This window comes from Nocardia sp. JMUB6875 (assembly GCF_041154655.1).
In the GTDB taxonomy this organism is placed as follows: Bacteria; Actinomycetota; Actinomycetes; order Mycobacteriales; family Mycobacteriaceae; genus Nocardia.
In genome coordinates this window covers 19,567-43,486 of record NZ_BAAFGR010000055.1, presented here as the reverse complement: position 1 = coordinate 43,486, position 23,920 = coordinate 19,567, and the positions used below count along the sequence as shown (strand labels likewise).

Sequence of the window (23,920 nt, the reverse complement as noted above, 5' to 3'; positions counted from 1 at the left end):
GGAGTGGAGGGAGAGTTGGGTGACTATCTTGATCCAGCGCATGCCTCGGGTTCGGTGGCGTAGCAGGAGGTCTCGGTAGGGTTCGGTGACGGCTCGGACCAGGGCTTCGGTGGTGGGTGGGGTTTCGGCGGCGGCCAGGGCGTCGGTGTTGGCGCGGATGCGGTCTCGGACGGTGGCTCCGAGGTCGAGCAGGACGGCGGCGATGAGGTCGTCCTTGGTGCCGAAGTGGTAGTTGACCGAGGCGGGGCCGAGGCCGGCGGCGGCATTGACCGCGCGGACCGAGACCGCGTCGACGCCGTGCGCGGCGAACAGGCGCTCGGCGGTTTTCACCAGCCGGGTGCGGGTCGCGTTGCCCTGGCGATTCTGCGTCTGAACGGTCACGCCACGAGCTTATCCACCGGCCCTTCCACGCTGTTCCGCTCACCGGGACAGCTCAACTTCTGGATCACTTGATCCAGTTTTACTCAGTGTACCGCACCGGGCGACGAAGCCCGGCGCACTGGGTAAGGAGATCCACCGTGTGGACCGCTGAATCGATGAAGTTCGGGGCCTTCCTCGCCCCCTACCACCCCCTCGACGCCGACCCGGCCCTGCAGCTGCGCCGCGATATCGACCTCATGGAACACCTCGACCACCTCGGCTTCGACGAGGCGTGGATGGGCGAACACCACTCCACCGGCGCCGAAATCGTCCCCGCCCCCGACGTTTTCATCGCCGCGGCCGCCGAACGCACCCAGCGGCTGCGGTTCGGTACCGGCGTCACCTCGCTGCCGTACCACCATCCGCTGGTCACCGTGGACCGCATCACCCAGCTCGACCTGCAGACCCGCGGCCGACTGATCTTCGGCACCGGCCCGGGCAAGATCCCGCTCGACGCGCACATGATGGGCATCGACCCGTCGGATCAGCGCCGCCGCCAAGGCGAAGCGCTGGAGGCGATCCTGCCGCTGCTGCGCGGCGAGGTCGTGAACATGACCACCGACTGGTTCACCCTGCGCGACGCCCGCGCCCAGCTGCCGACCTACGATCCGGCCGGCATCGAGGTCGCCACCGCCTCCACCATCTCCCCGAACGGCTCGGTGCTGGCGGGCACGCACGGTCTCTCGCTGCTGTCCCTGGCGGCCAGCTCGCCCATGGGATTCGAAGTGCTGGACCGCAATTGGGGCGTCTACGAGAAGGTGTGCGCCGAACACGGCCATACCGCCGACCGCTCCCGCTGGCGTTTGGTCAACCCCATCTTCCTTGCCGAAACCCGTGCGGACGCCGAGCGCGCGGTGAGCCGCCGCATCGGATCGATGGCCGCCTACGTCAACCGGCAGACCGGGCAGACACCCGAATGGGCAGACACCCCGAAGGGAGTCATCGACCAGTGGCGCAATGACAATCTCGGCGAATTCGGCCAGGCCATCATCGGCACCCCCGACGAGGCGATCGCGCGCATCGAACAGCTCATCGAGAAGACCGGCGGCTTCGGCACCATGCTCGTCCTGCACGTGGACATGGCGAGCTGGGAGGACACCAAGCGCAGCTATGAGCTGTTCGCCTCGGAGGTGATCCCGCACTTCAAGAACCGCAATCGCGGCCGCGAGGCCAGCCTGCAGTACGCGCAGGACAATCGGGAACTGCTGATCGGGCAGCTGGTCACCGCGATCACCAAGGCGCACACCGACTACTACGGCGCCGACGCCGCGACGGGAGCGTGAAGCCATGCGCGCCACCCAGTTCCTGAACGGGCGGTTCACCGTCGCCGAGGTCGCCGAACCGCCCGCCCTCGGCCCGGGACAGCTGCGCATCGCGGTGGCCGCGTGCGGCATCTGCGGCAGCGACCTGTCGATGTCCAAGGATCCGTGCCGGTTCGTCGCGGTGGCGACCGACAGCGGATATCCGCTGGCCACCTTCGACACCGACAGACCCGTCGTGCTCGGCCACGAATACGCGGGAGCCGTGACCGAAATCGGTTCCGGTGTCACGGATTTCGCGATCGGTGACCGCGTCGCCGGGATCGGCCTCGCCACCGAGACCGCGACCGGAATCCCGACCATCATCGGCTACTCCAACGACTACCACGGGGCCTTCGGCGAGAGCATCGTGGTGGACGCCTACTGGGTCCGCCACGTGCCCGAGGGCCTCTCGCTCGAACACGCGACACTGGCCGAACCACTCCACGTCGGCGAGATGCACGTGCAGCAATCCGGTCTCACCCCCGACGATTCCGCGCTGGTGATCGGCTGCGGCACCATCGGGCTCGGCGCGATCATCGCCGCCAAGGCGCACGGGGCGCGCCTGGTCGTCGCTTCCGAACCCTCGCCCAAACGCCGCGAACTCGCGCGGGCCGTCGGCGCGGACATCGTCGTGGATCCGAACGAACAGGACCCGATCGAGGCGTGGACCCGCGCGGCCGCCCAGCAGGACACCGTGGTCGGCCAATCCGGTCCGGGCATTCTCATCGCCTATGAATGCAGCGGCCGCGCAGGCATTATCGGCACGCTCATGCGGGAGCTGCCGTTCAATTCCCGCATCCAGGTGCTGGCCGCGCCGTTCGACGAGGAGCCGATCATCCCGGTGGTCGGCCAGTTCCGCCGCATCGCGGTCAACTTCGGGCACGGACCGTACGAGAACGCCTACGACATCACCCTGGAACGCCTGGCCTCCGGGCTGATCGACGCCGAATCGATCATCACCGGCCGGGTCGGCCTGGACGGCGTGGAAGAAGCGTTCACGGCGCTACGGAATCCCGAGGAGCATGTGAAAATCCTGGTGGTCCCGACCTCCGGCTAATCGGTAGTTTCCCTGGCTGCCCCTGCTCGGTCCTTGTCCACCAGGCCAGTTCGTGTCGAAATGTCCGAAAAATACTGGTAATCAGACGCGATGACCGCCGTGAGAAAGGACTCAGCAGGGGGTCCGACAGATCCAGCAACCTTCGGGTTAGGCTGGCGAAATGTCGGCAAACATAGCTGTTGAGGATGCCGGGGCGGTACCTGTGGCTGCCGGGGCGGCCGCACGCGACGCCCGGGTGATCGCGCTGTGCAATCAGAAGGGCGGCGTCGGGAAGACCACCTCGACGGTCAATCTGGGTGCCGCGCTTGCCGAGTGCGGGCTGAAGGTGCTGCTGGTGGACCTCGACCCGCAGGGCGCCCTGTCCGCGGCCCTGGGCGTGGCGCACCACCAGCTCGAGCTGACCGTCTACGACTTGCTGACCCGCAACGCGCCGCCGATCGACGACGTCCTGCTCGACACCGGCGTCACCAATCTGCACCTGCTGCCCAGCAATATCGACCTCTCCGCCGCGGAGATCCAGCTGGTCAACGAGGTCGGCCGCGAGCACTCCCTGCGCCGGGTGCTGGACCCCATCCGGGACCGCTACGACTACATCCTCATCGACTGCCAGCCGTCGCTGAGCCTGCTCACCGTGAACGCGCTCGCCTGCGCGGACGGCGTGATCGTCCCGATGGAGTGCGAGTTCTTCTCGCTGCGCGGGCTGGCTCTGCTCAACGACACCATGGAGAAGGTGCGCGAGCGGCTCAATCCCAAGCTGGAACTCTGCGGCATCGTGGTCACCATGTACGACACGCGACTGCTGCACTCGCGGCAGGTGCGCGACCGGGTGGCCGAATCCTTCGGTGATCTGCTCTACGAGACGGCCATCTCGCGGACCGTGCGGTTCCCGGACTCCACCATCGCCGGCGAACCCCTCACCAAATGGGATCCGAAATCGCGTGGCGCGGAGCAGTATCGCGAACTGGCCCAGGAATTCCTGCGGCGTTCCGGACAGCCCGGCGGTCAGTTGATGATGTCCTCGATGCAGTAACCCTGGGCGGCGGCCCGCAGGGTGAAGGTGCGGACCGTGGTGACGGTGGCGGAATTCGTCACCGGGACAGTCACTTCCGCGCCGGTGTCGCCGATGCGCCGCGCGGTCATCCGATCATTGTCGAACGACAGTGTGCCGGTGAGTTTCCCAGGATTGGCCGCCAGCACGGAACCGGCGCAGACCAGCGGAAACCGGCCTTCGGTGTCATCGGGCTGGAGCGGCTGCCCGATCCAGCGGGACAGATAGCGGCGGACGGTGTATCGCGCATCGTCCTCGGTGCGGCCCGGATCCGCGGTCGGCGACGGTGCGGCGCTGGTCGCGAGCGCCGACGGCGGCGTAGTCCCGGTGGGGGCCGGTGTCGACGATCCGGTCCCCAAGGTATCGAGTGATCCGACCGGCGGCGTCGGAGTCGGCTGCGCCGTGTGCTGACCGTGGCCCTGACTTCCCCCGCAGCCGATGAGCATGGCGCACAATGCGACAACCGGGAACACCTTCGCAGCGCGAGATCCGAGTCGGTTCACCGCACCGACGATAGCCGTGTTTCCCATATCGACCCCGCAGCATCGAGATCAAACGTACCCTCGGTTTGCGGACCGGACGTCCGCTCAATCGATTTCGCCGGGGTGATCGCCGATGCCTGCCGTGGTATTGGAAGCCGAGGGGCTTCACAAGCGATACGGCGGGGTGGAAGCGCTGCAGGGAGCCAGTTTTCAGGTCGACGCCGGGGAAGTGGTGGCCCTGATCGGCGACAATGGCGCCGGGAAATCCACACTGGTGAAATGCCTTTCCGGGGCCGAACAACCCGATGGCGGGCGAATTCTGCTGGAGGGGAATCCGATTCGAATGGCCTCCCCGGTCGCGGCCCGCCGCATGGGCGTGGAAACCGTCTACCAGGACCTCGCGGTGGCTCCCGACCTCGATCCGGCCGCGAATCTCTTTCTCGGGCGCGAATTGTTCCGCAAGGGCCTGGCCGGTCGGCTCGGCATGCTGGACCGCAAGGCCATGAGAACCCAGGCGGCCGAGCACTTTCAACGCCTCGGCGTGGTGCTGCCCCGCGATGACGTGCCCATCGGCTCGCTCTCGGGCGGCCAGCGGCAGACGGTCGCGGTGGCCCGCGCGGTCATGTGGGCCAGCAAGGTCGTGTTCATGGACGAGCCGACCGCCGCCCTCGGCGTGGTGCAGCGCGAGCGGGTGCTGGATGTCATTCGCCGCGTACGGGATCAAGGCATCGCGGTGGTGTTGATCAGTCACAACATGCCCGAGGTGCTGGCCGTCGCCGACCGTATCGAGGTATTGCGGCTGGGGCGGCGGGTGGCGCGGTTCACCGCGGCCGACGCCACGCTGGAACAGCTGGTGGGAGCCATGACCGGCGCGCTGACCACGGAGGACGAATCTTGAGTGGGCAGAGCTCGAGCGGGGCGAGCGCGGTGCTGGGCCGCGGCGTGCGCAGACTGGCCGGGACCGGCACCTTCTGGATCGGGATCGTGCTGGTGGTGCTGTATCTGGCGTTCAGCATCGCCAAGCCGAACGCCTTCCCGACCCGATTCACCTTCCAGACCCTGCTGATCGAGACCTCGGTGCTGCTGGTGCTGTCGATCGGCATGACCTTAGTGATCGTCACCGCCGGCATCGACCTGTCCGTCGGCATGGTGCTGATCTTCTCCGGCGTGCTCGCCTCCAAGACCATGGAATGGCTGAGCCCGGGTGAGGATGCGACGCACGGCGGTTGGGGCCTGATCCTGCTCGGCCTGCTGGTTTCGCTTGCGGGCGGCGCGCTCTGGGGTCTGATCAACGGATTCCTGGTGGCCAAGGCCAAGATTCCGCCGCTGATCGTCACCCTCGGCTCGTTCGGCGCGGCCTTGGGCGCGGCGCAGTTGATCACCGGCGGCGTCGACACCCGCACCGTCCCCGAAAAGCTGCGCAACTCACTGGGTTTCGGCACCGTCATGGGCGGCATCCCCGACCTGGTGCTGGTGGCCGCCGTGGTCACCCTCTTCGGCGCCTGGCTGCTGCACACGACCCGCTTCGGCCGCTACACCTATGCGATCGGCTCGAACGCGGAGGCCGCCCGCCGTGCCGGCATCGGCGTCACCCGGCATCTGATCCTGGTGTATCTCATGGCCGGAATGCTCTCGGGCCTGGCCGGTTTCATGAATCTCGCGTACTTCGGCACCACCACCATCGCCGGTCACGGCACCGACAATCTCGACGCCATCGCGGGCGTGGTGATCGGCGGGACCAGCCTGTTCGGCGGCGTGGGCTCGGTGGTGGGCACGGTGATCGGGGTGTTCATCCCGTCGGTATTGCGCAAGGGCTTCGTCATCGTGGGGGTGCCGGTGTTCTGGCAGCCCATCGCGGTGAGCGTCGTGCTCGTGGCGGCCGTGTGGTTCGACCAGATCCGCAGGCGGTCCCGAGACCGGAAATAACAGAACACAGTTCGAAGGTGAGGGCCTGATGATGAGGACCGGTGGTAGGGCCGCCGTAATAGCGGGCGTCGCGATAGCGGTGGCCGGGCTATTGGCGGGATGCGGTGGCTCGGTGAACAATTCGGGCGGCACCGACGCGAAGAAGCTGGTGCTCATCCCCGGCGTCGCCAACGAACCCTTCTACATCTCCATGCAGTGCGGCGCCCAGGACGAGGCCAAGAAGCTGGGCTACACCCTCGACACCCAGGCTCCCTCGCAATTCGACGCCTCGCTGCAGACACCCATAGTCACCGGCGTCATCGCCAACAAGCCCGGCGCCATCCTCATCGCACCCACTCACGCCCAGGCCATGGCCAGCCCGATCAAGCAGGCAAAGGACGCGGGCATCAAGGTGATCGAGGTCGATACGGCGCTCGAGGACACCTCCATCGCGCTGTCCTCCATCGCCTCGGACAATGTCAAAGGCGGGCAGCTAGCGGCCCAGACCCTGTCGAAACTGGTGGGCGACAAGGGATCCGTGCTGGTGATCAACACCAAGGCTGGAACATCCACCACCGATCAGCGCGCCAAGGGCTTCGAGGACGAGCTGAAGCAGAGCCATCCGGGGATGACCTCGCTGGGCGTGCAGTACAACAACAATGAAGCGGCCCAAGCGGCCTCGATCGTGACCGCCACCCTGGCGGCGCACCCGGATCTCGCGGGCATTTTCGCCACCAACCTCAGCTCCGCCGAGGGCGCGGCGACCGGCCTGCGCAATGCGGGCAAGCTCGATCAGGTCAAGGTCGTCGGATTCGACGCCAGCCCGAAACAGGTGCAGGACTTGAAGGACGGCACCGTCCAGGCCCTGATCGCCCAGAACCCCGGCGACATCGGCAAACAGGGCGTCGATCAGGCCGCCGCGGCCCTCGAGGGCAAGCCGGTCACCCGCACGATCCAAACCAACATGATCGCCATCACCAAGGACACCATGTCCGCCGATGAGCAGTACTTCTACAAGTCGAAGTGCTGACCACCCCCAATTTCAATCCTCACCCCTGATTGAATTCCAAGGAGTACCACCATGTTCCGCAAGATTGCCGCCACCACGATGATCGCCGCCGCCCTCGCCGGTGGCACCGCGGCCACCGCCTCGGCCGCCACCAACGACCCGGCACCCCAGCCCGTCGCCGCCGTCACCCCCGTGGGCGCGGGTCAGACCCAAGCCATTCCCGGCGGACAGATCGGCATGGTTGTCGGCGGCGTTACCGGCGCGGTCATCGGCATCGTCGCCGGCGGCGCGATCGGCTGCACGGTCGTCGTCCCCGCCTGCCCCATATCCGTCGTGATCGGCGCGGGCATCGGCGGCGCGGCGGGCGCTGCCATCGGCGGCTCGATCGGCGCAGGCATCGGCAGCGCCATCGGCGCTCAGATCCCGGGCTGATCCCCGCTTTTCGCATTCAAGATCAGGGAGCTCTCACGGCGGAAATTTGTCCGCATTCCTACCGTGAGAGCTCCCTGATCTTGTGTTAGCCGAGGTGGACGGGGAGGGACTCGAGGCGGCGGAAGACGATGCTGCGGCGCCAGCGGAGGGTGTGGGGTGGGGTTGCCAGGGACATGGTGGGGTAGCGGTTGATGAGGTGGGAGACCGCGGCGGTGACCTCGGTGCGGGCGAGGCGGGCACCGAGGCAGTAGTGGATTCCGGCGCCGAAAGAGAGGTGGCGGGAGTCGGATTCGAGGTCCTGGTTGGCGGCCAGGAGGGAGACCATCAGGAGTTCGCCGGGGTTGACGCGGTGGTCGGCGAGGTCGATCGGTGAATGTGCCTGGCGCAGAGTGGCGACGGGGAGCGGGGGATCGGAAGACAAAGCGGCGTCGATGATCGTATCGAGGTAGGACGGATCGGATCGGACGCGCTCGAGGTCCACGGGATTGCGTAGCAAGGTGAGAACGGTGCCGAGGATCAGGTTGGACGTGGTCTCGTGCCCGGCGATAAGGAGCAGGGCCACGGTGGAGAGCGCTTCCTTCAAGGACAGTTCGTCCGCGGCCATCTGACGGGTCAGCGAGGTGATCAGATCCTCGCGTGGCCGGAGTCGGCGGGCGGCGAAGTGGGGGAGTATCAGGCGGGCGAAATCGATGCTCGCGCTGCGGAGTCGAGGGCCGGTCGCGACGGTGACATCGGACAGGACGGCCGAGGAGCGTTCGATGCGGCGGTGATGGCGGCGGTCGACGCCGAGGATCTCGCAGATCACCGCGACCGGGAGTGGGCAGGCGAGGGCGGTGACCAGGTCGACGGGTCCGGACGGGTCGATGGCGTCGACGAATTCGGCTGCCAGGGTGTCGATTCGGGGCGTCAGGGCGCTGACCGCGCGGGCTGAAATGGTCGGCGACGGCCTTGCGGAGCCGGGTGTGCTCGGGCGGATCCGAGCCGAGCATATGGGTGACCACCCACTCCGTGGCGGAGCGCAATGCCCGCTGCCGCAAGCCGATTCCGGCGGCCTCGGTAGGGGAGACGCCGAGCATGGTGTCGCGACCCTTGCCGATGCGGGGATCGGTCAGGACCGTGCGCGCGAGTTCCTCGCTCGTCACGAGCCAGCCGTGCACGCCGGACGGGGTGGTGAAGCGATGGATCGGGCCGTCCTGGCGGACCCGGGCGTAGAACGCGTGCGGATCACGAAAGTAGTTGTCGTCGAACGAGACACCGCCCATGGTGTCAACGTAGCGGCTGCGCTCACCCGCGGCCCGGATCACAGCCGGAACGGTCTGTCAGTGTCGCTCGTGGGACCTGCGCCGGTGCTGTGAGATTGCTGACAGTTCGTGCCGGGTTTGTCTGAATGTCTGGACTCGTCTTTCTGGGAACGGTAGCGTCCCGCCACGATTCGCGAGTGGTTTGCTGGGGCTGACGGCTGAAGTGTGAGGAAACGCGGTTGTTCAAGGTGTCCATCAGGGCGATGGTGCTGGCGTTGGGTGTGTTGACCGCGGCGACGGGGTACGCGCCCGTCTCGGCTCAACCCCTGTATCCCACACAGGATTCCGATCCATTCTACGCCCCGCCCGCCGACCTGGGCGCCTTCGCCCCCGGCGATGTGGTGCGCACCCGCCGGATCGACACCGGCCTGTACGTCGGCACCGAGGGCTGGCAGATCGCCTTCCGCAGCACCAATTCCCAGGGGCAGCCGATCCTCGGCATGACGACGGTGCTGCTGCCGTCGGGCGTCAAGAACCCGCCCCTGGTGTCGTATCAGGCGCTGATCAATTCCCTGGGCGCGCAATGCAATCCGTCGCGCTCGCTGTTCAACGGCGAACTCCAGGACGGCGTCGGCGCCATGCTGCCGATCGGCCGCGGCTGGGCGATCTCGCTGCCGGACTACCTCGGCCCGAACGTGGCCTACGGCGCCGCCAAGCTGAGCGGCATGGTCACCCTCGACAGCGTGAAGGCCGTCCGCAAGGCCACCGAACTGGGCCTGGGCAACTCGAAGGTCGCACTGGCCGGATACTCCGGCGGCGGCATGGCCACCGCCTGGGCCGCCGCGCTGCAGCCCGAATACGCCCCGGATCTGAAGCTCGATGCCGTTGTGGCGGGCGGTATTCCGGCCGACCTGGAGCAGATGGCGCTGTCGCTGGGCTTCGAACCGCATCCCGGTTTCGGCCTGGCGTTCGCCGCCGCCATGGGCCTGGAGCGCGAATACCCCGACCGGCTGCCGGTCTCGGATCAGCTCAACGAGAACGGCCTCTGGTTCCGCGAATTCACCCACGACGCCTGCCGCCGCTTCCTGCTCTTCCACGGAGCCTTCCGCAGCGCCGAGCAGATGGCCGCGTCCAAGAGCCTGCTCGACAGCCCGGCCGCCCACGCCGTGCTGCGCGAGAACAGCCTGCGCTACTTCCCGGGCACACCGACCGCGCCCACCTACATCTGGCAGGGCCGCTTCGACACCCTCACCTTCTTCGACCCGGTCGCCGAGGTCGCGGACCGCTACTGCAAAGCCGGTGTGCCCCTGACCTTCCGGCCGTTCGACATCGCCGAGCACATGACCACCGCGGTCGCGGGCTTCCCCGATGCCTGGAACTACGTCGAATCCCGCTTCCGCGGCGACCCGGTCGCGAAGAGTTGCTGACCGGACGCCAACAGCGCCGGGCCGCGGAGAATGCTAGGCCGTAGCCCGGCGGGTGTTCTCCGCGGCGAGTAGGTCCAACAGTCCGGGAAACCGCTGCCGCAGATCGGCTCGCCGAAGCTGGGCCATATTGCTGTTGCCGCGATTGACCTGGCGGATCAGCCCGGCCTGGCGCAGCACCCGGAAATGGTGTGTACGAGTCGCTTTCGACACCGTGAGGCCGAACGAACTGCAAAGCCGTTCCGCCCCTTCGGCATCGGCGAGTAGGGCGAGCACCACCTCCAGCCGATTCCGGTCGGCCAGCGCCGCCAGCACGGCCCCGAGTTCCATCTCCGCGAGCTCCGGCTCGTCGTCCGCCACGATCACACCTCCTAGGTACGGTTTGCATCGTACCTCAGGCCGCGCTAGCGTCCCGAGGTATGACAAATCTCGTACCCGAAGACCGGACGCCCTTCGCCCTCATGGGCCTGGCCCATCCCAAACCCGAGCGCGCGGCCGAACTGAAAGACCTCCTGCTGTCCTTCGTCGCCCCGACCCGCGACGAGCCCGGCGCACTCGAATACCACTTCCACGAGGACGCCGACGACCCGTCCACCTTCGTCTTCTACGAGGTCTGGCGCTCCAAACAGGACCTCGACCGCCACCTCGAACTGCCGCACATGCGCGAGTTCTGGAGCCGGCGCATGGACTACCTCGAACGCGACCTCGAGCTCCGCTTCCTGTCGATGCAGAGCACCTACCCGCGGCCCATCCCCGCCTAGACGGTCACCCGTAGCCCGCGCCTAGGTGTCCGGCACGCCGGAGCGGGTAGATCGATGGCGGAGTAGATCGGCAAGGACGGGCTGCGATGACAAAGACCGCCACCGAACGGGAGACCGGCCAGGGCATCAGGCCCGGCCTGATACTCGGTGCGCTCGGCGTGGTGTTCGGGGACATCGGGACCAGTCCGATTTATGCGCTGCGGGCCGTGTTCGATCCGGGCGATCCGCATCCGGTGCCGATTCGCGCCGAGAACGTCTTCGGCGTGGTGTCGCTGGTGTTCTGGTCGATGGTCATCATCGTGACCGCCACCTACGTGCTCATCGCCCTGCGCGCCGACCACGACGGCGAGGGCGGCATCATGGCGCTGATCACCCTGGTGCGGCGTTGGGCGGTGCCGGGCCGCAAGCGGCTGGCGGCGGTGCTGGCCGCGCTCGGAATCTTCGGCGCCGCACTGTTTCTCGGTGACAGCATGATCACCCCGGCCATCTCGGTGCTGTCGGCGGTCGAGGGGCTCGAGATCGTGGCGCCGCCGATGGCCCGCGCGGTCGTGCCGATCACCGCCGTCATCATCCTGGTGTTGTTCCTGGTCCAGCGGCGCGGCACGGGAACCGTCGGGCGGCTGTTCGGTCCGGTCATGCTGGTGTGGTTCGCGACCATCGCGGCGTGCGGGATCGGCGGCATCGCCCGCGACCCGGCCATCTTGAAGGCGCTGTCGCCGACCTACGCGGCCGGATTCCTCTTCGGCCATTTCGGGGTGGCGTTCTTCGCGCTGGCCGCGATCGTGCTGGTGGTCACCGGCGCGGAGGCGCTGTACGCGGATCTGGGCCATTTCGGCCGCCGATCCATCACCCGCGCCTGGCTGCTCGTCGTCTTCCCGGCCTGCCTGCTGAGCTATCTCGGTCAGGGCGCGCTCATCCTCGACGATCCCCGCCACGCCGCGAGCCCGCTGTTCCTGCTGGCGCCGGGCTGGGCGCGGCTGCCGGTGGTGGCGCTGGCGACCGCCGCCACCGTCATCGCCTCCCAGGCCGTCATCTCCGGCGCGTATTCGGTTGCCGCCCAGGCCATCCGGATCGGCTACCTGCCGCGCCTGCGGGTCGTGCACACCTCCGCCTCGACCCCGGGCCGGATCTACGTGCCGTGGATCAATTGGCTGCTCATGGTTTCGGTACTCACCCTGGCCTTCGCCTTCCGCAGCTCGACCGCACTGGCCTCGGCCTACGGCATGGCCGTCACCTGCACCATCACCATCACGACCCTGCTGCTGTGCTACCTCGCCTACGCGAAATGGCAACTGCCGCCCTGGCTCATCGCCTGCGCCGCCATCCCGTTGCTGTGCGTCGACCTGCTCTTCGTCGCCGCGAACCTGACCAAGCTGGTGCACGGCGCCTGGCTGCCCTTGCTGATCGGATCCGTGGCCTTCGTCCTCATGACCACCTGGCAGCGCGGCCGCGGGGTGGTCATGGCCGAACGCGAGCGTCGCGAGGGCGCACTGCGCGAATTCGTCGAGGACCTGCGACACCGCGATCCGCGCCCGGCCGTCGTCGAGGGCACCGCGGTCTTCCTCAATCGCGGCAAGGAACTCGCCCCGCTGGCCCTGCGTGCCAATGTCGAACGCAATCACGTCCGCCACCGCCAGATCGTGATTCTTTCCGTGGAAACCGAATCCACGCCGCGAGTGCCGCCCGGCGACCGCATCCGGATCGACCACCTCGGCTACACCGACGACGGCATCGTCCACGTCACGGTCCGCATCGGCTATCTGGAGCGGCCGGATGTGCCCGCGGCCCTGGCGCAGCTGGACCCGGAGGAGACCGAGGGCCTGCTCGACCTCGACACCGCCACCTACTTCCTCTCCGAAATCGAGCTGAGCCCCGCCGAGGAATCGATCATGTCCCGCTGGCGCAGCAGGCTTTTCATCGCCATGAGCTACATCTCCGCCGACGCCGCGGACCATTTCAACCTCCCACGCGATCGCACGGTGGTGATGGGCGCGCGCATCGAGATCTGACGTGTCGGAACCGGCTCGGCGGGTAGACGGGTCGTAGGAGTATTCGACGCCATTCGAGGAGGTAAGCGCATGGCCGAGACACCCGGGAAATTCGATCCGACGGCGATCACCGGATTCGCCGCCGGCGATCAGCTGAACACGGTGATCCGTCAGCAGATCGAAACGGCGATGCGGGAAACACTGGGCCGCACACCGAAATTCAGCAAGCGCATGAAGATGAGCGCGGGCGCGGCGCTGCTCGGACTCTACGGCGGCGCCGGACTGGTGGCCACCGTGATCCTGCTACTGGCCCTGGCCATTCCGGCGTGGTCGGCGGCGCTCATCGTCGCCGTGGTGCTGCTGGTCGCGGCCGCCGTGGTGCGGTCCATGGCCAAGTCGCGCTCGGGTGAGCCGCCCGTCGCGGCCGTCGACCCGCTCGGCTGAGCCGTACGGGTTACGGCTTCACAGCGGATCGCGCGGGAGCAGGGTGCCGAGAGGACCGAGATCGATATTGAGGTCCTCCGGCTCCAGCTCGAAGTGCTCTCGCAACTCGTCCATCGCGTCGGACAGCCGCATGAGAGTCGTTCCCATTTCCTCGATTTGACGCTCGGAGAGGTCACCGGCCTCCATGCGGCGCACGGCCTGCCGCTCCATGAGCTGACGCAGCAGTTCGACAATGGTGAGCACCAGCGTGGCCAGCCCGCGCTCCACCCCTTCCGGATCGAGCTCGATGCGCCGGTCCGCTCCGGTCATCGCGGCTGCTGCTCGATCAGCGCCGCGGCCGAGGCGATCAACGCGCGCAGCGAAATCCGCACCAGCTCGACCTCGGCGATGGACAGCGTGATGTCGCCGGAGATGACGACCCCGCCCGCCAGCACCCGATCGAGCAGGTCGATCAGCGCCACATCCCGATTGCCGGATACGGCGGGCAGGTCCTCGGGGAAGTAGGGATCGCTCGTCATCGCAGATCCCCGGCCGCGCCGACGAAGGTGTACGGCGGCCACGGACCGGACCGTTCGATCGTCAGCAGCTCGTTGTCGTCGAATTGCTGTGCGGCGGACAGGAATTCCGCGGTCTCGTCGTCCTCCACCAAATACGTGGCATTCAGGAGCAGATGCGCGCGCCGCCCCGTGAGCGCGGTCTCGGTGGTAGGACGGTTGTGCCCCGCGACCGCGTACCGGCACAGGGTCCGGAACATTCCGGACGCGGCGAGCTCCGCGGAGGCGAGATCGTTTCGCCCGCGCTGCAAGGTATCCCGGCGCTGACGCAGATAGTCGGCACCGGAAGTCGGGCGCACCGATTCGGTGTCGGGATCGGACGGGCGCAGATATGCCCGCACCCCCCATTCGGCCCGCCCCTCGACCAACGACAATCCCGCGCGGAAATCCTCACCACGCTTGATGAGCAGTCGCCGGACCCCGTCGTCATCGAGGCACAGCACCGCGAGCCGCACCGGGATGACCGGCTTGCCCGCCGCGGCGGCCTCGACCACCGCGTGATGGGTGCGCGCGGCATTCGCGAGCCAGTCGAAATCGTTCAGATTGCGTTGCAGGGCTTCGGCACTGAATTCGGCCAGCGGCACCGAACCGACCACGGCGGTCAATCCTCCGGCCTCCACACAGCGCACCGGTTCCCCGCTCACCCCTCTCGCCTCGGGTGCGGGCGCACCGCCGGCGCGGATCGCGTACACCCAGACGGCAGTCTCATTGTTCATTCTCGATCTCCGATTTCTCGGCCTCCAATTCCGCGAGCCGCCGGCGCAATCGCTCGTTCTCCGAACGGAGTTCGGCATCACCGGCCGCCTCGAGCTCGGCATCGGAACGGCGGTTGAGCCGCGCCGCACCGTCCCCGTCCTCGAGTGCGTGGTCGCCGCGCAGCCACGGATCTCGTTGCCACCAGTCGATTCCCACCTCGCGGGCGGTCTCGAGCGAGGCGATGACCAGCCGCAGCTTGATGGTGAGCAATTCGATATCGAGCAGGTTCACGCGGATATCGCCCGCGATCACCAGCCCCTTGTCGAGCACCCGCTCCAGGATGTCGCCCAGATTGGCCGGTTCGGACCCGCTGCGCGCGGGCCGCGCGGAATAGCGATCGGGCAGCGTCATCTCCGGTCATCCCCGATCGAACACCGCTGACCGCGTCGAATCCGGCTGTAGGACAGCAGCTCTCCGGATTCGGAGAGCTCCAGTCGATACAGCGCCAGCACATCCGCGGAGGACGGGATGTGGGTCTCCTCGAGCACCTCGACCTCGACGGTCCAGCCGGAATCGGTCGGCCGCACCCCGGTCGCGCCGAGCACGGACTGACCCGTGAGCTCGGCGATCACGCGCACGCCCGCCGCGGCGGCGGTCGCGGCCGACAACCGGTCGTCGCCGTCGGCCGCGGACCTTCCCGTGCGTCCCGATCCCCGTGATGTTCCGGAACTCTTCGTCCGGGACCGCTGTTCCTCGGCCATGGCTCTCACTCCCGTCGGTGCAGGGCCCGGTTGAGCACCCGCTGCTCGGCCTCCCGGTATTCGTCCTCGTCCATCTCGCCCGCGGCCCGCCGCCGTTGCAGCTCGTCGAGCTCACGGCGGATGGACGAGGGGCTGTAGAGCTGGCGGTCGGCCTCGTCGGCGATCACCCGGGCGATCGCGACCACCGCTTTCACCGGCAGCACCGGGAGGCTGAGCAGGGTGCCGATCATTGCGATTCCGTCGCTTCGATGGCCAGGAAGTCCCACGCCGCCAGCGGCCCGACAATGCGCATGGTCACCCGGTTCTCCCACTGCTTGCTCAGCAGATCGACGGCGTGCACCAGCTCGTCCTCCTTGTCGAGCGGCACCAGCACCGCCAGGGTGGCGAGCTCCTCCTCATGGGTGGGCGGCCGCAGCACCAGCTCCTCGGTCAGCTGCCGCAGCGCGGACACCATGACCTCGGTGTCGGCCTCGCGCCTGCGCTCGAGCTCGGAGTTGATGATCTCGCCCAGGGCCAGGCTCACATCGCGATTGGCCGCCTCGGGTGTGGTCCGCATGGTCTCGGCCAGCGCCGCGGCCTGCTCGTTCTCCTCCAGGATCTCGCGCAGCACCGTCTGCTCGACGTACTGCCCGGTCACCAGATATTCGGCCGTGCCGCCCAGATCATCGAGCGCGGCGGCGAATCGCTCCGCGTTCGGTTCCAGCAGTCCGGATTCGACGGCCGCCTCGTCCTCGAGCGCCGCGCCGAAACGGATGGGCACCACCGAGGTTTGGCTCACCAGGTCGTCCACGATCCGGGAGTAGCCCTCCAGGTCCTCGGCGCGGTCGAGGGGCTCGTCCAGCGGCACCTCGCTCACCAGCGCCGCGATCTTGCCGTAGGCGACCTTGCGCAGCGGCGCCGGTTTGCGCCCGATGCCCTGCGCGGCTTTGGGTTTCGCCTCGGCGGGCACGATCCCGTAGATCAGCAGGGCGGTATTCGACTGGGCCGAGGGGTTATCCGCGGTGGTCATGACTGGCTCCTCCGGCGCGTGCTCGGCTTCGGCTTGGCTTCCTCTTTCTCCTTGTCCTTGTCCTCACTCTGGCCCTGACCGAGGGCGCCCATGATCTGCTGCCCGGCCGCCTCGATGAGTTCCTTGGCGTCACCGCCGCCCTGGGACAGCGCACCGGAGAGCTGCTTGGTGGCCGACTCGATGGCCTCCTTGGTGGAAGAGGCCTTACCGCCGGAGGCGACGTCCTTGACGACGTCGGGCAGCCCGGGCTTCTGGTCCTGCGCGGAGATATCGAGGCGGTTGACGGCCTCGGCGAACCGCAGATAGGTGTCGACACTGGCGATCACGACGCGCGCGTCGATGGTCAGGATCTCGATGCCGACCAACGAGACTCGCACGTACGCGTCGATCACGAGGCCCTTGTCGAGAATCGTGTCGAGCACTTCGGCGAGGCTGCTCGCATTCGGTCTGCCGACGCCGCCACCGCCACCGCGGGGCTGGAGCGCGGTTGTCATCGTGAATCATCTCCTTGTTTGTTGCTCCTATCGGCCGCCTACCCGCTACGACGGTGGGTATGCGCCAAAAGTGGTTTTTGTCAGCCTGTTTCGGTTCGCGATGTCCGGGCTGTTTCGGTGGGCGCAGCCCGGGTAGCCGAGGACCGGGTCGATGCGACGGCCCAGCCATAACGCTCGATCGGAAGGAATTCGACATGAGCGCAACCGACAAGGCCAAGAACAAGGCCGATGAGCTTGCCGGCAAGGCCCAGGAGAAGCTGGGCAAGGTGACCGGCGACGCCGACCGCGAACAGGCGGGCAAGAACCGCCAGGCGAAGGACAACGTCAAGGACGCGGGCGAGAAGGTCAAGGACGCGTTCCGGGATTGATTCCCGAGAACAGGTGCCCCGGGCGTGCGCTACACCCGGGGCACCGCTCCGTCCGCGCGACCGGCGGCGCTGTTTGCGGTCGCCGTGCGCGGGTAGCTGCGAAGCATGATTCCCACACTGATCAGGACCGGTGCTGCCCTCGCGAAAATGTCTCTGGCACTTCCGATTCGTGCCGTGGAAACCAGTTTCGAACTGGCGGGTTCGGGGATCGAGGCGGTGACTCCGGAATCGGTGCGGCGATTGCGCGACGATCTGGTGACACTGGCGGATCTGCACACCGAGCGCACCCAGCGGCGCATCGCGCCCGGTCGCGATCGGGCCGCGGTGGAGGTGCGCGGGCTGACCTCGCCCGAATCCGCCCGCGTACTGGCCGCTTTGGAGGAGCGGCTCGATCAGCTGGGCGTGGTGCGCTGGTGGCGGGTCAATGCCGTGACCGGGCGGGTGGTCGCGGGCCTGGACGACCCCGACGCCGAGCTGCCGCAATTGCTCGACGCGGTCGAAGCGGTGGAGGCCGACACCGCCGTCGACGAACAGACCTGGGACCGGTCGGTCGAGCATCCCGCGGATCGGGAACCGCTGCTGGCGGCCGCGATTCAGCTGACCGCCGATGTGGCCGCCATCGGACTGGCCGCCACCGGCGCGCTGCTGCCCTTCGATGCCCCGGCCCGGCTGCTGCGCGGCGTCGCGCTGCTGGCCGACAATCAACCACGGCTGCGCGAACAGCTGGAGGCGCGGCTGGGCCGGGTGCGCACCGATGTGGTGCTGACCCTGGCGACCGCCATCGGCAGCGCCGCCACGGAGAGCGTGGCGAAGCTGGCCGTCGATGCGGCACAACGAGGTTTCACCTTCCTGGAGGCGAGCAGTTCCTACACCCGATGGGGTGAATGGGAGCGCGAGGTCGCCGGGCACGAGCTGTCCGCGGTCCGGGATCCGCTGCCGCCGCGGGACCGTCCGGTCGCGCTGCCGAACGGGCCGGTGGAACAGGTGGCCGATGAGACGGCGACCGGAAGCCTCTTCGGCACAATGGCTTTCGCGGGCGGCACCCGCTTCTCCGATGCCATCGACTCCCTCGAACTGGGCGCGCCCAAGGCGGCCCGCGCCAGCCGCGAGGCCTTCGCCGCGACCGTATCGAGCACGTTGTCGCGTGCGGGGGTGCTCACCCTGCAACCCGGGGTCTGGCGGCGTCTGGACCGGCTCACCGCCGTGGTCATCGACGGCGAGGCGCTGTTGACCGACCGCCGCGTGGTCCTCGATGCCGAACCGGAACCGGACTGTTCGGCCGCCGATCTGTGGGCCTCCGCCCAGCAGGCGCTCAGAGCGGCTGAGCAGCAATCGGATTCGAGTGACGGCGACCAGCCCCGCCTCGTGCACCAGGGCAGCGGCACGCCGGATCGAGGCATGACGCGCCGACCCGTCTGGCGGGAACTGCGCAGGGGCGAGCGGGTTCTCGGGCGGGTGCTGATCGGCCGCGAGATGGACCGCCGGGCGCAGGCCGTGCTGGAATCCGCGCGCGGGGCGGGGCTGCGCGTCATCCTCTCCGCACACCAGGACCTGCGCGAATTGCGTTCCCTGGCCGATGAATTCGTGCCCGCGGAGGTCTCGCGCAGCAAGCTGGTCGACGATCTGCAGCGCGACGGCCAGGTGGTCGCGGTGGTGGGCGCGCGCTCGTTCAAGGCGCTGGACTGGGCCGATGTCGCCATCGGCATGGCGCGCGGCGAGGACGGTGAGCTGCGGGTGCCGTGGAGCGCCGACGCGGTGTGCCGCGATCTGGCCCAGGTGCAACGCATTCTGGCCGTGGTGCCGCCCGCGCGGCAGGTGAGCGAGCGGGCCCGGGTGCTGGCGCTGTCGGCGACGGCGCTGGGCGGATTGATGCTGGCCGTGACACCGCGCGGCGGGCCCTCCGCGCCGCTGCTGGCCGCCAATGTCGCCGGGCTGCTCAACGGTGCGGCCACCGGCTGGCGTGCCGCGCGGGGCGAGCCCGTCGGCTCGGTCGCGCCGCTGCTGCCCTGGCATGCGCTGGGCGGATCGGAGGTGCTGGACCGGCTGCCGGCGCCCGCACCGATCGACGAGCGCGTCGAGGAGGAGAAGCCTTCGCACCCAAGGCTTGTCGCCCCGCTGCTGCCCGTGACCGATTTCGCCGGGCATGTGCGCCGCGAACTCGCCGACCCGCTCACCCCGCTGCTCGGGGTCGGCGCGCTGGCGACCGCGATCCTCGGATCGTTCTCCGACGCGGTGCTGCTGTCGTCGGTGCTCACCGTGAACGCCATGGTGTCCGCCCTGCAACGCCAGCGCGCCGAGCGCGCCCTGCACGGCATGATGGAGCGCGAGCAGACCGTCGGACGGCTGATCGCCCGCGACGCCCTCGACGACGCCGATCCGGACGAAAACGTCGTTCCCGCAGCGCAATTACGGGTCGGCGACCTCATCGCGCTGCACGCGGGCGATGTCATCCCCGCCGACGGCCGCCTGCTGCGCGCCTACGATCTCGAGGTCGACGAATCCGGGCTGACCGGCGAATCGGTGACCGTCGACAAGGACACCGCCGCGACACCCGGTGCGGTACTGGGGGATCGGACCTGCATGGTCTTCGAGGGCGCGACGGTCGTCAACGGGGACGCCGTGGCCGTCGTGGTCGCCACCGGACGCGACACCCAGGCCGGACGCGCCACCGCCGGTGCGCGGCCGCCCGAGAAGACCGGTGTGCAAGCGCAATTGCGGGAACTGACCGACCGCGCCCTGCCGCTCACCCTGGCCGGTGGTTCGGTGGTCACCCTGCTGGGCGGACTGCGGGGCCAGGTGCTGCGCCGGGCCATCGCCGACGGCGTCGCGGTCGCCGTGGCCGCGGTGCCCGAGGGATTGCCGCTGGTCGCGACGGTGGCCCAGCTCGCGGCGGCGCGCCGCCTCTCACGCTACGGAGTCCTGGTGCGCGCCAGCCGAACCGTGGAGGCGCTGGGCCGCGTCGACACCATCTGCTTCGACAAGACCGGCACCCTGACCCACGGCCGGCTGCGGCTCACCGCGCTCGCCGATACTCACGGGCAATGGGAGCCCGGTGATGATTCACCCGATGCCCGGCGGTTGTTGCGCGCCGCCGCCCGCGCCTGCCCGGACCCCGCCGACGGTCCCGCCCAGCACGCGACGGACCGGGCGGTCCTCGACGCTGCCGGGGAACACCTCGGCGACGACACCCACTCCTGGGATCCCATCGACCAGATCCCCTTCGAATCCAATCGCGGCTACGCGGCCGCCCTGGGCCGAACCCGCAACCGCATGCGGCTGTTCGTGAAGGGCGCGCCCGAGATCGTGCTCCCGCGCTGCCGGGCCCTCCGCGAAACCGACGGCAGCACGGCCGAATTGGACGACGTGCGCCGCGAGGAGGTACGCCGGGCCGTCCTCGAACTGGCGGACCAGGGGCTGCGCGTCCTGGTGGTCGCCCGCCGCGAATTCTCCAGCGCACCCGACGATGTCGAGGACTCGGTCGGCGAGCTGACCCTGCTCGGCCTGCTAGGGCTCGCCGACACACCGCGCCCGCACAGCGTGTCACTGGTTAAAGTCCTGCAGGACAATGGCATCCGGGTCCGCATGATCACCGGAGACCATCCGGTGACCGCCGCCGCCATCGCCCGCGAGCTCGGCATCAGCGCCGACGGCGTCACCACCGGGGCCGATCTGGACCGCCTCGACGATTCGGGGCAGATCGACCTCATCGAACGCAGCGCCGTGTTCGCCCGGGTCAATCCCGAGCACAAGGTGCGCATCGTCGCCGCCCTGCGCCGCCGCGGCCACACCGTCGCCATGACCGGCGACGGCCCCAATGACGCCGCCGCCATCCGGACCGCCGATGTCGGAATCGGCATGGCCGCCGCGGGTTCCGTCGCGGCCCGCAATGCCGCCGATCTGGTGCTCGCCGAGACCGAACCCCTCGCCCTGCTCGACGCCCTGGTCGAGGGCCGCGGCATGTGGCGGCGGGTCACCGACGCGGTGGGAGTCCTGGTGGGCGGCAATGCCGGTGAGGTCGGATTCACCCTCTACGGCACCGCCGTCGGCGGGCAGGCGCCGCTGGGCACCCGGCAGTTCCTGCTGGTGAACATGCTCACCGATATGTTCCCCGCGCTGGCATTGGCGCTGTCCCGCAGCGGATCCGGTGCCGCCGACGACCCGTCGTTGGATGTCGAGGCCCGCGCCGAGCACCGGGCCGCGGAACTGGCCGCGATCCCGCCCGCGCAATTGGGCACCGATCTGCCCCGCGCCCTCGCGATTCGCGGAATCACCACGGCCACCGCCGCTTCGGCCGCCTGGACGGTCGGCCGCTACACCGGCACCCAGCGCCGCGCCGCCACCATCGGCCTGGTCGCGCTGATCGGAGCCCAGTTGTCACAGACTCTGCTGGCCGCGCGCACCAGCCCCCTGATCTGGATCACGACCGTGGCCAGCGGTGCGGTGCTCGGCGGCGTCGTCATGACGCCGGGGGTGTGCACCTATTTCGGTTGCCGCCCACTGGGACCGGTGGGCTGGACCATCGCCCTGAGCTCCGCGGCCGGGGCCGGGGTGGCGGGCGCGGTGCTGTCGTCGCGGCTGGGGCTCACCCGGTAGATCGCGTAGGCCGCGCGGATGACCGGCTGGGCGACATTGCGGACCGGGACGCCTCCGGGCGTCTCGCCGTGCTCGGTGCCCGCGTGCGCGTGGCCGTGCAGGGCCAGATCGGTCCCTGCGTCGTCGATGGCCTCGGCCAGCAGGTAGGAACCCAGGAAGGGGTAGATCTCGCGCGGTTCGCCGCGCAGGGTGTCGGGCACGGGGGAGTAGTGGGTCAGCGCCACCTTGACATCGGTGTGCAGGCTGCCCAGACCGGAACGCAGCGAATCGGCGAGAGTCGCCGTCCGGCCGATGAACTCGCGCATCATGCGCTCACCGAACGCACTGCCCGAATGCCCGGCGAAACCGCCGCCGAAGCCGATCGTGCCCGCGATGCCCAGCGATTCGCCGCCGGCGTCGATGGTGGCCGTGGTCCCCTCGAGCACCAGAATGCCGTGATCGCAGAGGATTTCGGCGATCTGTTCCGGGACATCGCCGTGATGATCGTGATTGCCGAGCACCGCCACCACCGGGACGCCGAGGTCGGCGAACTCCGTCCCGACGATCCGCGCCTCCTCGACGGTGCCGCAGCGGGTCAGATCCCCGGCCAGCAGCAGCACATCCGCGCGCTCGGGCAGATCCGCCAGCGCGGGACGGAACAGGCCCCGGGACTCGTCCCCGAGGTGTACGTCGCCGACCGCCGCGATCCTCATTCGCCCGGCGCTTCCACGCTGAGGTTCTCCACCAGCCGCGGCGGGCCCGGTTCCAGCACCTGGATTTCGTTGTGCACGGCGAAGCCCGGAAGCGCCTCGCGGACCACGGCTTCGATGTGCTCGCGGGCCTCGTCGCTGTGCACCCGGCCGGCCAGCGACACGACCAGGCCGCTCACCATCACCTCGATGCCGAGTTCGGCGGTGCGCGCGTCCTCGTGCAGGACGCGCCGCAGCCGGGCGATGAGATAGTCGGCGCTGTGGTTCATCGGGGGGACTCCTCGATCACGTTCAGATCGGCCAGCAGGCCGAGAAAGGCTCGGGCATAGGGCGAATGGGAGGTCTGCTCGATCACCGACGGCCAGTCGACCTGTTCGCGCAGATCGCGGGCGATGCGCAGCAGCGGACTCAGATCCAGGCGGTGGGCGTCGAAGACGAGCAGCTTGTCGACCATCAGATCGGTGCCGCTGATCACCGGCGCGACCGTGGGACCGATGCGCATGACCTCGGCGCGGTCGAGCATCTCGTCGGTCACATCTCGATAGTTGGGGCGATAGATCAGATCCACGAGCGTGTCGTCGGAGTAGGCCTTGGTGAGCCAGTCCTCCGGCGGCTCGGCCAGCCGTAAACCGCCGCGCACCAGCGCCGTTCGCGCGCGGCCGATGTCATCGGGCTTGATGAACAAGTCCACGTCGTGGTCGGAGATGGGTCCGCCGCGCGCGTAGACCGCGCAGCCGCCCGCCACCGCGAAGCGGATATCTGTGTCCGCCAGGGTGTTCACCGCGGGGGTGAGCGCGTGCAGCAGTTGGTCGATGGTGGCGGCCATGCGGTTGTGTCCAGTTCTCGCCGAGGCGGTCAGTCCTTGCCGAGCACTCAGTCCTTGCCGAGGGCGCGGGCCAGCTGCGCCTTGCTCATGCTGGAGCGGCCCTTGATATTGCGCTGTTTGGCCTCGTTGTAGAGCTGATCGCGGGTCGGCCCCTTGCTGCCCGTGTGCGAACGCTGCCCGCCGCGCTGCTGCGGCGACTTGTCCTGCACGGACGTGCGGCTGGCGGTCTTGGTCTGCCCAGCCTGTGCGCGGTTCTTGTTGACGGTACGTGCGGCGATCTCCTTCGCCCGGCGGGTGCTCTCGCCCCGGTCCTCGGCGGATTCCTTGACGTGCTCGTACTGTCGCTCCTGTTTGTCTGTCCATTCCTTGGGCATGGCCTCGCGATACCCGGTGCCATGGGCAGCAAACGTGCGCCCGC

The 23,920-nt window shown here is 68.6% G+C and carries 29 protein-coding genes; 13 read left to right on the top strand and 16 right to left on the bottom strand.

Annotation, left to right across the window (positions count from 1 at the left end; translation table 11 throughout):
* The coding region (locus ACAM49_RS16525) for a TetR/AcrR family transcriptional regulator (RefSeq protein WP_369636392.1) at positions 1-381 on the bottom strand (381 nt) is incomplete at its 3' end.
* A gap of 137 nt (positions 382-518) precedes the next feature.
* Here ACAM49_RS16525 and ACAM49_RS16520 point away from each other — a divergent pair.
* The 3 genes from ACAM49_RS16520 to ACAM49_RS16510 all read left to right on the top strand — a co-directional run bounded on the left by ACAM49_RS16520 (position 519) and on the right by ACAM49_RS16510 (position 3,808).
* The gene (locus tag ACAM49_RS16520) at positions 519-1,703 is read left to right on the top strand and encodes an LLM class flavin-dependent oxidoreductase (RefSeq protein ID WP_369636391.1); all 1,185 of its coding nucleotides are present in this window, start codon (positions 519-521) and stop codon (positions 1,701-1,703) included.
* Positions 1,704-1,707: 4 nt separating this feature from the next.
* Positions 1,708-2,778 (top strand): alcohol dehydrogenase catalytic domain-containing protein, encoded by a 1,071-nt coding sequence (locus ACAM49_RS16515; RefSeq protein WP_369636390.1) that lies wholly within the window; start codon positions 1,708-1,710, stop codon positions 2,776-2,778.
* A 160-nt stretch (positions 2,779-2,938) separates the two neighbouring features.
* The gene (locus ACAM49_RS16510) at positions 2,939-3,808 is read left to right on the top strand and encodes a ParA family protein (protein ID WP_369636389.1); all 870 of its coding nucleotides are present in this window, start codon (positions 2,939-2,941) and stop codon (positions 3,806-3,808) included.
* Here ACAM49_RS16510 and ACAM49_RS16505 read toward each other — a convergent pair.
* Entirely contained in the window at positions 3,781-4,329 is a 549-nt protein-coding gene (locus ACAM49_RS16505; RefSeq protein WP_369636388.1) for a hypothetical protein, read from the bottom strand. The two genes, ACAM49_RS16510 and ACAM49_RS16505, sit on opposite strands and share 28 nt — an antisense overlap.
* Positions 4,330-4,441: 112 nt before the next feature.
* Here ACAM49_RS16505 and ACAM49_RS16500 point away from each other — a divergent pair, with 112 nt between their 5' ends.
* From ACAM49_RS16500 to ACAM49_RS16485, 4 genes are read left to right on the top strand one after another with little or no spacing between them, the layout of a single operon-like run.
* Positions 4,442-5,206 carry an ATP-binding cassette domain-containing protein gene (locus tag ACAM49_RS16500; RefSeq protein WP_369636387.1) on the top strand — a complete coding sequence of 255 codons (765 nt, stop codon included), beginning with the start codon at positions 4,442-4,444 and terminating at the stop codon, positions 5,204-5,206.
* Positions 5,203-6,234: an ABC transporter permease gene (locus tag ACAM49_RS16495; protein WP_369636386.1), complete on the top strand. Its 1,032-nt coding sequence runs from the start codon at positions 5,203-5,205 to the stop codon at positions 6,232-6,234. Before ACAM49_RS16500 ends, ACAM49_RS16495 begins: the two co-directional genes overlap by 4 nt.
* 31 nt (positions 6,235-6,265) lie before the next feature.
* Entirely contained in the window at positions 6,266-7,243 is a 978-nt protein-coding gene (locus tag ACAM49_RS16490) for an ABC transporter substrate-binding protein (RefSeq protein WP_369636385.1), read from the top strand.
* Positions 7,244-7,294: 51 nt separating this feature from the next.
* Positions 7,295-7,654 (top strand): hypothetical protein, encoded by a 360-nt coding sequence (locus ACAM49_RS16485; RefSeq protein WP_051179680.1) that lies wholly within the window; start codon positions 7,295-7,297, stop codon positions 7,652-7,654.
* Between the two features lie 85 nt (positions 7,655-7,739).
* Here ACAM49_RS16485 and ACAM49_RS16480 read toward each other — a convergent pair whose 3' ends face one another.
* Entirely contained in the window at positions 7,740-8,459 is a 720-nt protein-coding gene (locus ACAM49_RS16480; RefSeq protein ID WP_369636384.1) for a cytochrome P450, read from the bottom strand.
* A 699-nt stretch (positions 8,460-9,158) separates the two neighbouring features.
* Here ACAM49_RS16480 and ACAM49_RS16475 point away from each other — a divergent pair.
* Positions 9,159-10,322, top strand: coding sequence for a lipase family protein (locus tag ACAM49_RS16475; RefSeq protein ID WP_369636394.1), 1,164 nt, complete (start codon positions 9,159-9,161; stop codon positions 10,320-10,322).
* A gap of 33 nt (positions 10,323-10,355) precedes the next feature.
* Here the strand turns inward: ACAM49_RS16475 and ACAM49_RS16470 are convergent, their stop codons facing one another.
* A complete protein-coding gene (locus ACAM49_RS16470; protein WP_369636383.1) occupies positions 10,356-10,679 on the bottom strand; it encodes an ArsR/SmtB family transcription factor in 324 nt (107 codons plus the stop codon).
* Between the two features lie 59 nt (positions 10,680-10,738).
* On the opposite strand from ACAM49_RS16470, the gene ACAM49_RS16465 reads away from it, so the two are divergent.
* The 3 genes from ACAM49_RS16465 (at position 10,739) to ACAM49_RS16455 (ending at position 13,512) form a co-directional block, all read left to right on the top strand.
* The gene (locus tag ACAM49_RS16465; protein WP_369636382.1) at positions 10,739-11,080 is read left to right on the top strand and encodes a putative quinol monooxygenase; all 342 of its coding nucleotides are present in this window, start codon (positions 10,739-10,741) and stop codon (positions 11,078-11,080) included.
* Positions 11,081-11,166: 86 nt separating this feature from the next.
* Entirely contained in the window at positions 11,167-13,089 is a 1,923-nt protein-coding gene (locus tag ACAM49_RS16460; protein WP_369636381.1) for a potassium transporter Kup, read from the top strand.
* A gap of 69 nt (positions 13,090-13,158) precedes the next feature.
* Complete coding sequence (locus tag ACAM49_RS16455) at positions 13,159-13,512, top strand: phage holin family protein (RefSeq protein WP_369636380.1); 354 nt, start codon at positions 13,159-13,161, stop codon at positions 13,510-13,512.
* An 18-nt stretch (positions 13,513-13,530) separates the two neighbouring features.
* On the opposite strand, the gene ACAM49_RS16450 is transcribed toward ACAM49_RS16455, so the two are convergent.
* The 8 genes from ACAM49_RS16450 to gvpJ are packed head-to-tail and all read right to left on the bottom strand — an operon-like array spanning position 13,531 to position 17,026.
* Complete coding sequence (locus tag ACAM49_RS16450; RefSeq protein ID WP_369636379.1) at positions 13,531-13,821, bottom strand: gas vesicle protein K; 291 nt, start codon at positions 13,819-13,821, stop codon at positions 13,531-13,533.
* Positions 13,818-14,030 carry a gas vesicle protein gene (locus ACAM49_RS16445; RefSeq protein ID WP_369636378.1) on the bottom strand — a complete coding sequence of 71 codons (213 nt, stop codon included), beginning with the start codon at positions 14,028-14,030 and terminating at the stop codon, positions 13,818-13,820. Before ACAM49_RS16445 ends, ACAM49_RS16450 begins: the two co-directional genes overlap by 4 nt.
* The gene (locus tag ACAM49_RS16440; RefSeq protein WP_369636377.1) at positions 14,027-14,782 is read right to left on the bottom strand and encodes a GvpL/GvpF family gas vesicle protein; all 756 of its coding nucleotides are present in this window, start codon (positions 14,780-14,782) and stop codon (positions 14,027-14,029) included. The genes ACAM49_RS16445 and ACAM49_RS16440 overlap by 4 nt, the downstream gene beginning before the upstream one ends.
* On the bottom strand, positions 14,772-15,173 hold the full coding sequence (locus ACAM49_RS16435; RefSeq protein WP_369636376.1) for a gas vesicle protein: 402 nt from the start codon (positions 15,171-15,173) through the stop codon (positions 14,772-14,774). Before ACAM49_RS16435 ends, ACAM49_RS16440 begins: the two co-directional genes overlap by 11 nt.
* Positions 15,170-15,523 (bottom strand): gas vesicle protein GvpO, encoded by a 354-nt coding sequence (gvpO, locus tag ACAM49_RS16430; RefSeq protein WP_369636375.1) that lies wholly within the window; start codon positions 15,521-15,523, stop codon positions 15,170-15,172. The genes ACAM49_RS16435 and gvpO overlap by 4 nt, the downstream gene beginning before the upstream one ends.
* A 5-nt stretch (positions 15,524-15,528) precedes the next feature.
* On the bottom strand, positions 15,529-15,753 hold the full coding sequence (locus tag ACAM49_RS16425) for a gas vesicle protein GvpG (protein ID WP_369636374.1): 225 nt from the start codon (positions 15,751-15,753) through the stop codon (positions 15,529-15,531).
* The gene (locus tag ACAM49_RS16420) at positions 15,750-16,532 is read right to left on the bottom strand and encodes a GvpL/GvpF family gas vesicle protein (RefSeq protein WP_369636373.1); all 783 of its coding nucleotides are present in this window, start codon (positions 16,530-16,532) and stop codon (positions 15,750-15,752) included. The genes ACAM49_RS16425 and ACAM49_RS16420 overlap by 4 nt, the downstream gene beginning before the upstream one ends.
* Positions 16,529-17,026: a gas vesicle protein GvpJ gene (gene gvpJ, locus ACAM49_RS16415; protein ID WP_369636372.1), complete on the bottom strand. Its 498-nt coding sequence runs from the start codon at positions 17,024-17,026 to the stop codon at positions 16,529-16,531. The genes ACAM49_RS16420 and gvpJ overlap by 4 nt, the downstream gene beginning before the upstream one ends.
* Positions 17,027-17,220: 194 nt before the next feature.
* Here gvpJ and ACAM49_RS16410 point away from each other — a divergent pair, with 194 nt between their 5' ends.
* Both ACAM49_RS16410 and ACAM49_RS16405 read left to right on the top strand, forming a co-directional pair.
* Positions 17,221-17,394 (top strand): CsbD family protein, encoded by a 174-nt coding sequence (locus tag ACAM49_RS16410; RefSeq protein ID WP_369636371.1) that lies wholly within the window; start codon positions 17,221-17,223, stop codon positions 17,392-17,394.
* Between the two features lie 174 nt (positions 17,395-17,568).
* Positions 17,569-21,987: an HAD-IC family P-type ATPase gene (locus tag ACAM49_RS16405; RefSeq protein ID WP_369636370.1), complete on the top strand. Its 4,419-nt coding sequence runs from the start codon at positions 17,569-17,571 to the stop codon at positions 21,985-21,987.
* On the opposite strand, the gene ACAM49_RS16400 is transcribed toward ACAM49_RS16405, so the two are convergent.
* Genes ACAM49_RS16400 through ACAM49_RS16385 form a run of 4 tightly spaced genes read right to left on the bottom strand, consistent with a single transcriptional unit; the run spans position 21,873 to position 23,876 of the window.
* Positions 21,873-22,679, bottom strand: coding sequence for a metallophosphoesterase (locus ACAM49_RS16400; protein WP_369636369.1), 807 nt, complete (start codon positions 22,677-22,679; stop codon positions 21,873-21,875). The two genes, ACAM49_RS16405 and ACAM49_RS16400, sit on opposite strands and share 115 nt — an antisense overlap.
* Positions 22,676-22,945: a BON domain-containing protein gene (locus ACAM49_RS16395; protein ID WP_369636368.1), complete on the bottom strand. Its 270-nt coding sequence runs from the start codon at positions 22,943-22,945 to the stop codon at positions 22,676-22,678. The genes ACAM49_RS16400 and ACAM49_RS16395 overlap by 4 nt, the downstream gene beginning before the upstream one ends.
* On the bottom strand, positions 22,942-23,502 hold the full coding sequence (locus ACAM49_RS16390) for a hypothetical protein (protein WP_369636367.1): 561 nt from the start codon (positions 23,500-23,502) through the stop codon (positions 22,942-22,944). The genes ACAM49_RS16395 and ACAM49_RS16390 overlap by 4 nt, the downstream gene beginning before the upstream one ends.
* A 47-nt stretch (positions 23,503-23,549) precedes the next feature.
* On the bottom strand, positions 23,550-23,876 hold the full coding sequence (locus ACAM49_RS16385; RefSeq protein ID WP_369636366.1) for a plasmid stabilization protein: 327 nt from the start codon (positions 23,874-23,876) through the stop codon (positions 23,550-23,552).
* Positions 23,877-23,920 lie beyond the last annotated feature (44 nt).